The organism is Streptomyces sp. NPDC052396, from assembly GCF_044593195.1.
Lineage (GTDB): Bacteria > Actinomycetota > Actinomycetes > Streptomycetales > Streptomycetaceae > Streptomyces.
Map to the genome: position 1 here is coordinate 245539 of NZ_JBIUAW010000009.1, position 12770 is coordinate 258308.

A 12770-nucleotide genomic window follows, 5' to 3' on the forward strand; every position below is an offset into this window, starting at 1 on the left:
TGTTCTGATCACTGTGTGATGGAAAACGGTAATAGCGGACATCTGTGATGGTCTTGAGGAACACGAGGGTGGCCGAAGAGCGCTCGTGAACCATGAGCACGCCGGGGCGTGCGCGCGCTGGCTCGGGTGGGGCCGAAGTGCTGCCGGAGGGCCGGGCGGCTGGGGTGGATGACCCGGACCGCTGGGTAGGCAGTGATCAATCGAGGCTCAGCGCAAGGGAGTTGCATGGTGTTCGGCAAGCGGCGCATGGCCGGAGTGGTGTTGTGCTCGCTGGCGCTGATCGGCGGGTCCCCGGGCTGGGGCCCGGCCGCGGCGGCGCATCAGCGGGAGTCGGTCTTCTGTCATGGGCTGGAGCGCACCACCTACACGCCCGGTCTGACGCTCACCCCCACGGCGGTGGGCATCCATGCCGACACCGGCTATGAGTGCACGGTGGCCCCGGGCCGCACCCTTCCGGCGACCGCCCGGATCGAGGGCTTCTCACCCGCCTCCTCCTGTCTGTCGGTGAACTCGCCCACCGGACGGGAGGAGGTGCGCTACGCCGACCACCGGACGTCAAAGATCGTCTATGACGCGGGGCAGGCGGCCCGGGTCCTGGGCGCCAACGCCGTACGGCTGTATGGCACGGTCGTCGAAGGGCGCGGCAAGGGAGCCATGGTGACCCGGACCATCGAGCTGGCGCCAGGCCAGCTGCCCACCGACTGCCTCAGCTCCGAGGGCCTGCGCAAGGCCCTGGGCCAGGTCCAACTCGACATCCAGTCCTGAGCCGGGCGCCCGGCGCGGCTGTGCCGGTCCGGTGTGGCCGGTTCCGGCATGGCCGGTTCCGGCGTGGCCCGGTCTGGCGTGGCTGGGCAAACCCCGGCAGAGTGCGGTCATGGACTTCGCCGGTCACTTCCATGCCGAGGCCCGGGCCTTTGCGGCGGCCGTCCGCCGGGCGGGTGGGGCGGGCGGGGCGCCGCCGGTCCCGTCCTGCCCCGGCTGGTCGGTCACCGACCTGGTGGCACACCTGGGCGCGGTGCACCGCCTGGTGGCCCACCTGATCGAGGAACGGCTCACCACGCCGCCCGACCCGGCGGACCGCTCGTACCTGGCACTGCCCGAGCACCGCCCGGGCTGGCCCGCCTCGCTGGAGGACGGGCCGCACACCGGGCCGCTGCCGGCGGGCCTGGCCGACTGGTTCTCCGAGGGGGCCGCCCGGCTGGAGGCCCTGTTCCGCGAGCGGGATCCCGGGGAGCGGGTGTGGTCCTGGTCCCGGGAGCAGACCGTGGGGTTCTGGCTGCGGATACAGACCATTGAGGCGGCTGTCCATCGCTGGGACGCCGAACGGGCGCTCGGGGCGCCTGGTCCGCTGGACGGCGAGCTGGCGGCCTATGCCGTGGGGCATGCCCTGGAGGTGATGGTTCCGGCCCGGCGCGCCCGGACCCCGGCCCGCCCCGGATCCGGCGAGCGCTACCGGTTCCGGCGGACTGACGGGCCGGGTGTGTGGGCGGTCCGCTTCGACGGCGACGAGCAGCGGGTTGAGGACGGCCAGGGCCCCTGCGATGTGGAACTGGCCGGTAGGGCATCGGACTTGGCGCTGTTCCTCTGGCAGCGGGTTCCGGGCGCTGCGCTGGCGGAGGTGGAGGGTGAACGGGCCCTGGTCGAGCGGTTCTTCGAGCTGGTGCCGCCCGTCTGAGGGTGTTTTTGGGTGCGCGCCGTCTGTGACTGGTCGCGCCCACGCGGCGGAGCCGCATTGATGCGGCAGCCGCCCCGCGCCCCTTATGGGGCGCCGGCGTATGTGGCGGTGTGGAAGCCGCCCTGTGTCGGCCCCGCGCCCGGGCGGTTGTAGCGGGCGGACAGGGCGGGGATCAGGTGGGTTTCCACCTGCCAGCCGTGCCGGCCGAGCCAGTCGCCCAGGGCCGGTCCCAGGCCGCCCCGCCAGAGTGAGGTGATGTGGTCGACGCTGGGGTCACCGGCCGCGACGGAGGGGTTGCGTCCGCGCTCCAGTGTCAACCAGCTGCCGGACATGGAGAGTTGGCCGACCGTTCGCAGCAGGGTGGCGGCCTGCTCGGCGGAGAGGTACATCAGCAGCCCCTCCACCAGCCAGGCGGTGCGCTCGCCCGGGTCGAAGCCGGCCTCGATCAGCCGGTCCGGCCAGTCGGCGTCCAGCAGATCCACCGGCAGGGCGGTGCGTATACAGCGGGGCCGGGCGTCCAGCCCGTCCAGTACACGGCTCTTGAAGTCCAGCACCGGCGGCAGGTCGAGTTCGTAGAGACGTACTCCGGACGGCCAGTCCAGCCGGTAGGCGCGGGTGTCCAGACCGGCGGCCGGCAGCACCACCTGGCGGCAGCCGGCGGCCACGGCGGCCAGCAGGCTGTCGTCGTAGAAGCGGGTGCGCAGCACGGTGTGGTGGGCGAGTTTCAGGGCGAAGGGTCCGGGCTGTCCGCCGGTCGGGTAGCCCGAGGCGGCGACGAAGGCCGCGGCGTAGGGATCGTGGAACAGACCGTCGGGCCGCTCGCTCTCCAGTGCGCGGACCCGGGCGACGCTGATGGCGGTGCGGCTCACCGCGCTCAGGGGTTCGGAGGTCGTCATGGCGATGACGCTACCGGCTCACATCCGGTCGGCGACGATCAGCAGGTAGTGGAAGCCACCCTCCCGGTAGGCCGTCAGAAAGGCCGGCTCGATACCGGTGGCGATGGGGGGCGGGAGCGCAACTCCCAGTAGGGAATGGTCTGTTCGGTGAGATCGATGACCTCGATGGGGACCAGGCCGTGGTCCGCCAGGGCCCGGAAGTACGCACTGCGCGGGTGGATGTTGCAGGTGTAGTGCTCGTCGATACGGCTGACGGTCTTGCAGCGGCCGCCGGTGACGTCGTTGTAGCACCCGGTGACACATACATAGCGGCCACCGTGCGCCAGCAGGCGGGCGAACTCCGCGCAACTCCCCGTCCGCGACCTCGCGCAGCGGCGGGATCTCCCGCAGCTTCTGCGGGATCACATGGACCTTGGAGCCATCGAGGTCAGGGGACTGGCCATGGTGTGCCCGCTCCTTCGTATGCCAGGCGGACGGATCGTTGACAAGTCAAGATCCGTGGTGCGGCACCGGCAACCCGGAGGTGGCCAAGTGGCGGAGGCGCTGCCCTGCCCGGGCGTCCGGAGGAAGGGTATGCGGACCGCCGCATGGACGGCTCGCCGGTCGTGCGCGGCGCCTTGCTGAGGCAGAGTGGATGATGTGGACCTTAGGCAGCGCCTGGCGGACCGTGGACAGCCGTGGCAGTCGAGCCGTGCGCTGGTGGCGATGCCGGTTGCCCTGATCGTGGTGATCACCATGGTGGACCTGCACGCGGGTACCGAGGTCCACCTGGGCCCGCTGCTGGTGATCGCCCCGGCGCTGACCGCCTCCTTCGGCGGGCCCTGGATGGTCGCCGCGATAGGAGCGCTGGCCGAGGCCGCCCAGGTGCTCATAGCGGTCTGGCACGGCGGGCTGACCACCACCAATCACATCGCCCAGATGGTGGCCCTGGCCGTGCTCTCCGCGATGATCGTCTTCTACTGCGCGGTACGCGAGCGCCGCCGGCAGCAGCTGGCGCAGGTGCAGTCCGTGGCCGAGGCCGCCCAGCAGGCGCTGCTGCGGCCGCTGCCGCACCGGATAGGACCACTGCGGATCGCCTCGCTCTACCTGGCCGCCGAGGACGAGGCGCATATCGGCGGGGACCTCTACACCGCCACCCGGGTGTCCGCCGGCACCCGGGTGATAATCGGCGATGTCCGGGGCAAGGGGCTGGCCGCCATCGGCGAGTCCGCGCTGCTGCTGGGCGCCTTCCGGCAGGCCGCCGGCCAGCATCGCACCCTGCCCTCGCTGGCCACGGCCCTGGACCACAGCGTCTGCCAGTACCTGACCGACTTCGTGGATGTGGCGACCGACCCGGAGGAGCACTTCACCACCGCCCTGCTGCTGGACCTCCCCGACGACGAGCCGATGGTCCGGATGACCAACTGCGGCCATCCGCCGCCCCTGCTGCTCAGGGACGGCACCGCCACCGTGCTGGAGAGCCCGCATCCCGCGCCGCCGTTGGGCATCCATGGCATGGGGCCGGGCGAGGAGTCCGTCGACTCCTTCCGGTTCGACACCGGAGATGTCCTGCTGCTCTACACCGACGGTGTGACCGAGGCGCGCAACCGCAAGGGCGAGTTCTATCCGCTGACCGAACGGGTCGTCCCCTGGGCCGGCCAGAGCCCGGAGTCGCTCCTGCACCATCTGCACCGGGACCTGCTGGCCCACGCGGGCGGCCGGCTGGGCGACGACGCCGCCATCATCGCGGTCCAGCGGATGCCGGTCGCCCATCAGGGCCTGCGGAACCTGATGCACACCGGAGCGGGCGAGCGGTGAGACCCAGCCGTCGGCTGGGCAGGTTGGGTGCCATGGGCAGAACCAGGAGCGAGCAGCGTACGCCGGTCACCCCGGACGGCCGGCTGGGTCCGGCCGACCGCCACCCGGGCCGCAGCGACCCGCGTTATCTGCGGCGCCGCGCCGCCATTGTGGCGGCGGCCGAAGGGCACCGGATGGGCGAACCCGCACCGTCAGTGGTCTATACCGAGGTGGAACAGGCCACCTGGCGCACCGTGCACACCGCACTGGCCGCCGCCCACCGGGAGCACGCCTGCCGCGCGGTGCTGCGGGCCGGGGCGGAGACGGACATTCCGGCCGACCGCATACCCCAGCACCAGGAAGTCTCCGCCCGCCTCGCCGGGCGCACCGGCTTCCGGCTGACCCTGGCCGGGGGAGTGGTGCCCAGCCGCAGCTTCCTGGGTTCCCTGGCGGGCGGCTTCTTCCATGCCGTCCAGTTCGTCCGGCATCCCGCCGTTCCGCTCTACACCCCGGAACCCGATGTGATCCACGACCTGTTCGGGCATGGACTGCATCTTGGCTGCGATGGCTTCGCCGAGCTCTACCGGGCCATCGGCCGGGCGGCCGGGCGGGTGCGCACCGAGGAGGCACTGGACCTCCTCAACCGCGTCTACTGGTTCACCCTGGAGTTCGGGGTGCTGGCGGAGGCGGGCCGGACCAAGGCGTACGGGGCGGGCCTGCTGTCCTCCTACGGTGAGCTGGATGCGCTCGACCGGTGCCCGACCAGGGAGTTGGACCTGCGAGCCATGGCCGTCACCCGCTACCCGGTGACGGGCTACCAGCCCGTGCTGTTCGCCGCGCGGTCCCTGGAGCACCTGCGGGATGTACTGCTGCCCTTCCTGGCGGAGTTCGACGACGACACGGGGCGGCGCCTGGGGATCGCGGCGCCGCCCCGTGCCCGGGTCACCGGGTGATTCAGTGGGTGATGAGCGCCGGGTCGCTGACCCCGGGCTCGCCGTTCTCCACATGGCCGGCGAAGCGGCGCAGGAAGCCGCTGTCATGGTCGGAGGTGACCGAGAGGTCGTACCAGCGCTTGGTGTGCCGCAGGTCGACGGTGTGCACCAGGTGCGCGCCGGGGCGCAGCTTGAGGGTTTCCCGCTTGCCGCCGTAGCCGTTGACCACGGTCAGCCGGCAGGCGGTGGTGCCGGGGTTGGTCAGGGTCAGCTCGATGCCGTGCCGGGTGTGCCGGGCCGTCACCTCGGGGCCGTGGGCCTGGCCGGAGCCCTTGAAGGAGCGCAGGAATCCATTGGGGCCGTGCACCGTGAGGTCGTAATCGCCCTTGGAATAGGCGGTGTTCCAGGTGTCGGAGAGCTTCTTGCCGGCCGAGGCGGTGTAGCTCCAGGGGCCGTCGGTGCGGTTGGCGGAGGTGACGGTGAAGCACACTCCGGCGTCCTCGCCACCGGCGAAGGTCAGGGTGACGCGGCCGGTGCCGGCGGCCACGGCCGCGTCCACCAGCGGGGCGTAGGGCAGCGGACGGGTGGGCCGGAAGCCGCGCTCCTGCTTGGGCAGCGCGGGCGTGGCCGGCGGCTTGGGGACATAACTGGCGTGCCGGTCATGGTCCTTGGGGACATACCCGGCGGTGTCGGGCAGCCTCGGGTGCCCGGTGCGCCGCAGCCGGAAGTCGAAGGCCGAGGTCAGATCGCCGCAGATGGCGCGGCGCCAGGGCGAGATATTGGGCTCGTGGACGCCGAAGCGGCGCTCCATGAAGCGGATGACGGAGGTGTGGTCGAAGACCTCGGAACAGACGAACCCGCCGGTGCTCCAGGGCGAGACCACCAGCATGGGCACCCGCTGTCCCAGGCCGTAGGGGCCCTCGGCGTAGTGGCCGTTGCCCCGGAAGTAATCCAGCGAGGTGTCCACGGTGGAGGCACCGCGGCTCGCGTCGGCCGGCGGGAACGGCGGCAGTATGTGGTCGAAGTAGCCGTCGTTCTCGTCATAGGTGATGAACAGCGCGGTCTTGCTCCACACCGCCGGGTTGGCGGTGAGCGCGTCCAGCACCTGGGAGACGTACCAGGCACCGTAGTTGGCCGGCCAGTTGGGGTGCTCGGAGAATGCCTCGGGTGCGGCGATCCAGGAGATCTGCGGCAGCTTCCCGGCCTTCACATCCGCCTTGAGGATGTCGAAGAAGCCCTCGCCGTTCTTGGCGTTGGTGCCGGTGCGGGCCTTCTCGTACAGCGGGCTGCCCGGCTGGGCGTTGCGGTAGTTGTCGAAGTAGAGGAGGGAGTTGTCGCCGTAGTTGCCCCGGTAGGCGTCGTTGATCCAGCCCCAGGAGTTCTTGGCGTCCAGCCCGTCGCCGATGTCCTGGTAGATCTTCCAGGAGATGCCGGCCTTCTCCAGGCGCTCGGGGTAGGTGGTCCAGTCGTAGCCCGCCTCCTGGTTGCCCAGGACCGGGCCGCCGCCCTTGCCGTCATTGCCCACGTGCCCCGTCCACAGGTAATAGCGGTTGGGGTCGGTGGCGCCCATGAAGGAGCAGTGGTAGGAGTCGCAGATGGTGAAGGAGTCGGCCAGCGCATAGTGGAACGGGATGTCCTGGCGCGTGAGATGGGCCATGGTGCCGGGGCCCTTGGCGGGTATCCACTGGTCGTACTTGCCGTGGTTCCACGCCTGGTGGCCGCCGGCCCAGTCGTGGTCCAGGCCCTCGATGAACTGCATGCCGAGGTCCTTGGCGTCCGGGTGGTACGGCAGGACGTCCTTGGTGCCGTCCGACTGGTGCCAGACCGGCTTGCCGCTGGGCAGGGTCACCGGGCGGGGGTCGCCGAAGCCGCGGACGCCGCGAAGGGTGCCGAAGTAGTGGTCGAAGGACCGGTTCTCCTGCATCAGCACCACAATGTGCTCGACGTCCTTGAGAGTGCCGGTGCGGCGGCTGGCCGGGATGGCGGCGGCCCGCTCGATGCTGCCGGACAGCGCGGTGAAACCAGCGGTGGCACCGGCGATCTGCAGGAAGCGGCGTCTGTTGAGTTCTGACATGGGTGTGGGCCTCGGGGAGATGGGGACGAGGTGGGACGCGGACAGCGTGCGGCATGAGAGACGGCAGGGGAAGGCTTTACGGTGTCCGGAAGGTGAATTCCGGATTCGGTTTTGGGGTGTGGGGTGCGGTGCGGTGTCGTTCCGGCTGACGGCCGCCGGGTGAATTTGCGCGCTTGCGGCGCGGTTTGACCCCATCCGCGCATCGCCTCTTGCCCGGCACCGGGCCGGCGGGCTTTCCGGCGGTGGCCGGGCGCTGTGGGCGTCCGCGCACCGTAGGCGGGCCCTTGGGGCAGCGTCAGAGAGCCGGCCCGGAGCCGGCGGCCGTCAACTCCCGTCGGCGGTCGGCGTCCTGGGCGACCGGCGGTGAAGTCCTGGGCGGGTTCCGGATGCTGAGCGGGCATCGCCCGGGCCTTTGGTCAGGGATGGCCCGCCGCCGGCCCCCGCACCACAGGCCGGCCGGCGGATCAGCGTTCCTGGGCCGTGGGCCGGACCGTGATCTCGTTGACCGCCGCATGCGCGGGCTGGGTGACCGTGAAGACGACGGCCCGGGCGATGTCCTCCGCGCGCAGCCAGCTCTCCGGCGGCATGCCATGCGCCACCGCCACACCCGTCTGGCCGGCGGTCATCTCGGTGCTGGTCAGACCCGGCTCCACCAGGGCGACCCGGACGCCCCGGCCGGTCACCTCCTGGCGCAGCGCCTCGCTGAAGGCGCCCACCGCGTGCTTGGTGGCCGAGTAGACGGCGTTGTCACGGCGGGCCACCCGGCCCGCCACCGAGCTGATGTTCACCAGGTCGGCCACCCGGCGCCCGCCGTCTGCGGCCGCGCGCAGCAGATGCGGCAGGGCCGCCCGGGACAGGTGCAGCACGGCCGCCACATTGAGGTCGAGCATCCGCCGCCAGTCCTCCGGGTCGGCCTCCTCCACCGGGCCGGAGACCGAGTAGCCGGCGCTGTTCACCAGGATGTCCAGCCGGCCGAACCGGGCGGCGGCCTCCTCGACCGCCCGCTGTCCCTGGCGGGGGTCACCCAGGTCGGCGGTGAGCGTCAGACAACTGCCGCCCTGGCCGCGGATCCCGGCGGCCAGCTCCTCCAGCCGCTCCGCGCGCCGGGCGACCAGGGCGACGGCGGCGCCCAGCCGGGCCAGTCCCCGGGCGGTGGCGGCGCCGATGCCGCTGGACGCCCCGGTGACCAGGGCGGCACAGCCCGCCAGCGGGGTGCCGGAGGTGTCCTCGGTGCCGTTCATGGCGACTCCTTGCCGGTACGGGCGGCCGCGAGGTGCGGCCCCGGGGCCAACCGCCGGGTACCCGATTTTCCGGCCGCTGACCGCCCCGCCCGCGTCACCCCGCCCGTATCGCCCCGCCCGTATCGCCCCGCTCCCGGAGTCCGCCCGCCCCGCCAGGCCGGTGCCGTCAGGCCGCCCGGCCCGCCACCAGGTGCTGCTGCGGGCGACCCTCCGCCTTGGCCTCGGCCGCGTACCGGTCGACGTACTCCTGCTCGGACAGCTTGAGGATGGCGTACATGATCTCGTCGGTGGCGGCCCGCAGCACCTCGCGCTGGTCGGCCATCCCCGCGTACTTGGAGAAGTCCAGCGGCTCCCCGAAGCGGATGGTGATGGGCACCAGACGGGGCAGCCGGCGGCCGACCGGCTGGGCCTCGAAGGTGCCGATCATCGCGCAGGGGATCACCGGGGCCCCGGAGCGGATCGCCATGGCCGCCACTCCGACCTTGCCCTTGTAGAGCCGGCCGTCATGGGAGCGGGTGCCCTCGGGGTAGATGCCCAGCAGCTCGCCGCGGCCCAGCACCCGCAGCCCCTCGTCCACCGCCGCCTGCCCGGCCTCCCGGCCGGAACGGTCCACCGGTATCTGCCCGATGCCCCGGAAGAAGGCGGCGGTCAGCCGCCCCTTGAGGCCCCGCCCGGTGAAGTACTCCTGTTTGCACAGGAAGGTGACGCGCCGCCGGAGCATCACCGGCATCAGAAAGCTGTCACAGAAGGACAGATGGTTGCCCGCGATGATGCCCGCACCCGTCGGCGGAATGTGTGCCAGTCCCTCCACCCGAGGCCGGAACAGCCACCGCAGCAATGGCACCAGTACCACGGTCTTGATCATGAAGTAGAACAAGTCAGTGAGCTCCCTTGTACCGGGCGACCCCCGTGCGGAGGGACGGTAGTGGGGGCATGCGCCGGGTGGGGAGAGGGCGTATTCGGCCAACTACGGTGAGTTACCTAAGGGTTGTGCCTGATAGCGTCGGCCGCCTGAGGGTGTGTCACCCTCGGTGACGCCTACAGGGGAGAACGAACACACAATGATGGGCCACTCGCACGCCGTCAGCGGCGCCCTGCTCTTCGCGGGCACCGCCACCTGGCTGCCGCAACAGGTGATGGGCGCTCAACTCGCGCCGCCGGAGATCCTGATGGGGACGGTGCTGTGCGCGGGCGCGGCCCTGCTGCCGGACCTGGACCACCACGACGGCACCATAGCCAACTTCCTCGGCCCGGTCTCCAAGAGCCTGTGCCGCTTTGTCGCCTGGGCCTCCGGCGGGCACCGGCACGCCACCCACTCGCTGCTCTTTGTGGCCCTGATGAGCCTGGGCAGCTGGGCCGGAGTGACCTATCTGGGACGGCCGTTCACCCTGGGCATGACCTTCTTCCTGCTGGCGCTGGCCGTGCGGGCACTGAATATCTGCCCGCCCGGCCACGGTTTCCACGCCTGGGGCACCATTGTGGCGATGGCCGGCATCGGCACCGCCATGATCGCCAAATTCATCCCCTCCGCGCCCGGCTGGCTGCCCTATGCCACCGGACTGGGCTGTCTGGCCCATCTGTTGGGCGACTCCATCACCAAGCGGGGCGCCCCCTGGCTGTGGCCGCTGAAGACCCGCTACGAGATCGTGCTGATCAAGAGCAGCGGCAACAAGCTGGAGACCGAGATACTCACCCCCATCATGGGCGTCGCCACCGTGGGTCTGCTCTGGTTCACCGCGCTGTCCCCGCATTCGGGCCGCTGAGGCCCTCCAGACCGCCGGGCAACTCGCCGCCATGGAGCACCCCCAGTCGCTGGGTGGCCCGGGTGAGTGCCACATAGAGGTCGCTGGGCGCCAGCGCGGCGGGCTCGGCCACGATCACCGAGTCGAACTCAAGTCCCTTGGCCTGCCGGGGATCGAGCAGCACCACGGGGCGGGTGAGGTCCGGGGCCGGGCCGGCGGACGCCTCCGGAAGTGCCCCGGACAGCGCCGGCAGCAGCTCGCGCGGGGCGATCACCGCCAGCCGGCCCTGCGGCCGGAGCTCCTCGGCGACCGCCCGGGCCACGGCGCCGGGCAGGTCCCCGGTGCGCCGCGCCCAGGGCCGTACGCCCGTGGAACGCACCGAACGCGGCGGGACGAAGGAGGCGTCCACGCGGCGCACCACCTCCGCCGCCACCTCCATGATCTCCGCCGGGGTGCGGTAGTTGACGCCCAGCCGGATGTGCTCGAAGCGGTCGCCCACATACGGTTCCAGGATGGTCCGCCAGGAGCCGCAGCCACCGGGTTCGGCGGTCTGCGCGGGGTCACCGACCAGGGTCATGGACCGGGTGGGGCAGCGCCGCATCAGCAGCCGCCAGGCCATCGCCGACAACTCCTGTGCCTCGTCCACGATGAGGTGGCCGAAGGCCCAGGTGCGGTCGGCGGCGGCCCGCTCGGCCGCGCTGCGGTGATCGGCCTCCTCGTGCCGGTCCGCCAGCCGCTCGGCGTCCACCAGGTCATGCGCGGCCAGCACTTCGGAGTCCTCGTCCTCGCGGTCCTCGAACTCCTGGGTGCGGGAGCCATAGGACAGGTCGAGCACGCCCTGGGCGTAGGCGATCCGCTCCTGCCGCTGGGCCTCCGCCCGGGCGCGCTCGGCCGAGTCGTCCTCGCCCAGGAGTTCGGCGGCCTCGTCGAGCAGGGGGATGTCGGCGGGCGTCCAGGCGCCCGCCGGGCGGCGGATGGCACGCGCGTCGGCTGCCGGCAGATGGACCGGGTCGGCCAGGAAGTCGGCGACCAGCTGCTCCGGGGTCAGTACGGGCCACAACTCCTCGATGGCCGCGTGCACTTCGGCGCTGGCCGCGACGGCCTTGCCCAGCTGGGCGATGTCATCCGGGCCGAGGAAGTTGGGACCGCCATAGGGGTCCGCGCCCAGCCGGTCGGCCAGTTGGGCGGTGAGCGCGTCGATCACGGCGAAGGCGAAGTAGGGGCGGGCCAGGTTGTGCGGCAGCCCCGTCTCCCGGGCCCGGCGCCGGGCCGCCTCCGCGATCCGGGCGTCCAGCACCAGTTCACCGTCCTCGTGCCCGATCACCAGGGCGGGCTCGGGCAGCGCCTGATGGTCATGGACAAAGCGGGCCAGCGCCTCGGCCATCACCGCGCCGCCCTTGACCGCCGCCGCCTCGGGAGTGTCGGTGCCGGTGGCCCGTACGCCCGGGAACAGCTCGGCGGGCGTGGCCAGCAGCACACCGGTCTCGCCGAGGGCGGGCAGCACCTCGCCGATATAGCCCAGAAAGGCCGGGTTGGGGCCGACGATCAGCACCGCGCGGCGGGCCAGCTGTTCCCGGTGGGCGTAGAGCAGATAGGCGGCGCGGTGCAGCGCCACCACCGTCTTGCCGGTGCCCGGACCGCCCTCGACCACCAGCACGCCCTGGTGTGGGGCGCGGATGATGCGGTCCTGCTCCGCCTGGATGGTCTGCACGATGTCATGCATCCGGCCGGTGCGCGCCGTGTCCAGGGCGGCCAGCAGCACGGCATCGGCGTCCGGCCCCTCATGGCCGGTGCGCACGGTGTCGGCGAGGTCCAGGATCTCGTCGTGCAGGGCGGTGACCCGGCGGCCCTCGGTGGAGATATGCCGCCTGCGGCGCAGCCCCATCGGGGTGTGCCCGGTGGCGAGGTAGAAGGGACGGGCCACCTCGGCCCGCCAGTCGATCACCAGCGGGGTGCGGGCGGCGTCATCCCGCCGGATGCCGATGCGCCCGATGTGATGGTCGGCGCCGTTCCGGAAGGCCAGCCGCCCGAAACACAGCCCGTTCTCCCCGGCGTTGAAGGCGGCCAGCAGGCCCGACTGCCGGGCCACCAGCACATCGCGCTCCAGCCGGGCCTGGAAGGTTCCGCCGCCGTCCGCCGGCAGGGCGGCCCGCACGGCGGCCTCGGCGGCGTCGCGCAGCTCGGCCAGGCGGGTGTGGAGCAGGTCGATGAATTCCTGCTCGCACCGCAATTCCGCGTTGGACTCGTTTGACGACTCATTTGACAATTCGGCTCCAGCCACGGTAACCTGACTTCGTTGAGTTTCTCCGTGCGACGATTTGTGTGCACGACACGGAACCTCCCAATATACGTGGTGAAAAACCCCGGGTGTCAATGACCCCGGGGTTTTCGCATATCCCGGAAAATCTCCCAGGGCGGCCGGGACAGGTGTGGT

General features: G+C 71.6%; 10 protein-coding genes and 1 pseudogene. 5 read left to right on the forward strand and 6 right to left on the reverse strand.

Annotated features, from left to right (window positions below):
* The first annotated feature begins 225 nt into the window (after nt 1–225).
* A complete protein-coding gene (locus ACIHFE_RS24505; RefSeq protein WP_400109623.1) occupies nt 226–765 on the forward strand; it encodes a hypothetical protein in 540 nt (179 codons plus the stop codon).
* Nucleotides 766–874: 109 nt separating this feature from the next.
* The gene (locus ACIHFE_RS24510) at nt 875–1675 is read left to right on the forward strand and encodes a maleylpyruvate isomerase family mycothiol-dependent enzyme (RefSeq protein WP_400109625.1); all 801 of its coding nucleotides are present in this window, start codon (nt 875–877) and stop codon (nt 1673–1675) included.
* Between the two features lie 83 nt (nt 1676–1758).
* On the opposite strand, the gene ACIHFE_RS24515 is transcribed toward ACIHFE_RS24510, so the two are convergent.
* Both ACIHFE_RS24515 and ACIHFE_RS24520 read right to left on the reverse strand, forming a co-directional pair.
* On the reverse strand, nt 1759–2571 hold the full coding sequence (locus ACIHFE_RS24515; RefSeq protein WP_400109626.1) for an SAM-dependent methyltransferase: 813 nt from the start codon (nt 2569–2571) through the stop codon (nt 1759–1761).
* A gap of 18 nt (nt 2572–2589) precedes the next feature.
* A pseudogene (locus ACIHFE_RS24520) lies at nt 2590–2915 on the reverse strand (SAM-dependent methyltransferase); the annotation flags it as partial.
* Nucleotides 2916–3276: 361 nt separating this feature from the next.
* On the opposite strand from ACIHFE_RS24520, the gene ACIHFE_RS24525 reads away from it, so the two are divergent.
* Entirely contained in the window at nt 3277–4368 is a 1092-nt protein-coding gene (locus tag ACIHFE_RS24525) for a PP2C family protein-serine/threonine phosphatase (RefSeq protein WP_400109628.1), read from the forward strand.
* Nucleotides 4369–4400: 32 nt separating this feature from the next.
* On the forward strand, nt 4401–5300 hold the full coding sequence (locus tag ACIHFE_RS24530; RefSeq protein WP_400109629.1) for a phenylalanine 4-monooxygenase: 900 nt from the start codon (nt 4401–4403) through the stop codon (nt 5298–5300).
* A gap of 1 nt (nt 5301) precedes the next feature.
* On the opposite strand, the gene ACIHFE_RS24535 is transcribed toward ACIHFE_RS24530, so the two are convergent.
* From ACIHFE_RS24535 to ACIHFE_RS24545, 3 genes are all read right to left on the reverse strand, one after another.
* On the reverse strand, nt 5302–7353 hold the full coding sequence (locus ACIHFE_RS24535) for a phosphocholine-specific phospholipase C (RefSeq protein WP_400109630.1): 2052 nt from the start codon (nt 7351–7353) through the stop codon (nt 5302–5304).
* A 464-nt stretch (nt 7354–7817) separates the two neighbouring features.
* A complete protein-coding gene (locus ACIHFE_RS24540; RefSeq protein ID WP_400109632.1) occupies nt 7818–8594 on the reverse strand; it encodes an SDR family NAD(P)-dependent oxidoreductase in 777 nt (258 codons plus the stop codon).
* A gap of 166 nt (nt 8595–8760) precedes the next feature.
* Complete coding sequence (locus ACIHFE_RS24545) at nt 8761–9471, reverse strand: lysophospholipid acyltransferase family protein (RefSeq protein WP_400109634.1); 711 nt, start codon at nt 9469–9471, stop codon at nt 8761–8763.
* A gap of 187 nt (nt 9472–9658) precedes the next feature.
* Between ACIHFE_RS24545 and ACIHFE_RS24550 the strand changes: the two genes are divergently transcribed.
* Nucleotides 9659–10357 carry a metal-dependent hydrolase gene (locus ACIHFE_RS24550; RefSeq protein WP_400109635.1) on the forward strand — a complete coding sequence of 233 codons (699 nt, stop codon included), beginning with the start codon at nt 9659–9661 and terminating at the stop codon, nt 10355–10357.
* On the opposite strand, the gene ACIHFE_RS24555 is transcribed toward ACIHFE_RS24550, so the two are convergent.
* Nucleotides 10326–12566 carry a HelD family protein gene (locus ACIHFE_RS24555; protein ID WP_400109741.1) on the reverse strand — a complete coding sequence of 747 codons (2241 nt, stop codon included), beginning with the start codon at nt 12564–12566 and terminating at the stop codon, nt 10326–10328. The two genes, ACIHFE_RS24550 and ACIHFE_RS24555, sit on opposite strands and share 32 nt — an antisense overlap.
* Nucleotides 12567–12770: the final 204 nt, after the last annotated feature.

Bases quoted from the DNA above. Each gene is read 5' to 3' on its own strand.
- ACIHFE_RS24505 (WP_400109623.1), top strand. From the start codon at position 226: ATGGTGTTCGGCAAGCGGCGCATGGCCGGAGTGGTGTTGTGCTCGCTG.
- ACIHFE_RS24510 (WP_400109625.1), top strand. From the start codon at position 875: ATGGACTTCGCCGGTCACTTCCATGCCGAGGCCCGGGCCTTTGCGGCG.
- ACIHFE_RS24515 (WP_400109626.1), bottom strand. From the start codon at position 2,571: ATGACGACCTCCGAACCCCTGAGCGCGGTGAGCCGCACCGCCATCAGC.
- ACIHFE_RS24525 (WP_400109628.1), top strand. From the start codon at position 3,277: ATGCCGGTTGCCCTGATCGTGGTGATCACCATGGTGGACCTGCACGCG.
- ACIHFE_RS24530 (WP_400109629.1), top strand. From the start codon at position 4,401: ATGGGCAGAACCAGGAGCGAGCAGCGTACGCCGGTCACCCCGGACGGC.
- ACIHFE_RS24535 (WP_400109630.1), bottom strand. From the start codon at position 7,353: ATGTCAGAACTCAACAGACGCCGCTTCCTGCAGATCGCCGGTGCCACC.
- ACIHFE_RS24540 (WP_400109632.1), bottom strand. From the start codon at position 8,594: ATGAACGGCACCGAGGACACCTCCGGCACCCCGCTGGCGGGCTGTGCC.
- ACIHFE_RS24550 (WP_400109635.1), top strand. From the start codon at position 9,659: ATGGGCCACTCGCACGCCGTCAGCGGCGCCCTGCTCTTCGCGGGCACC.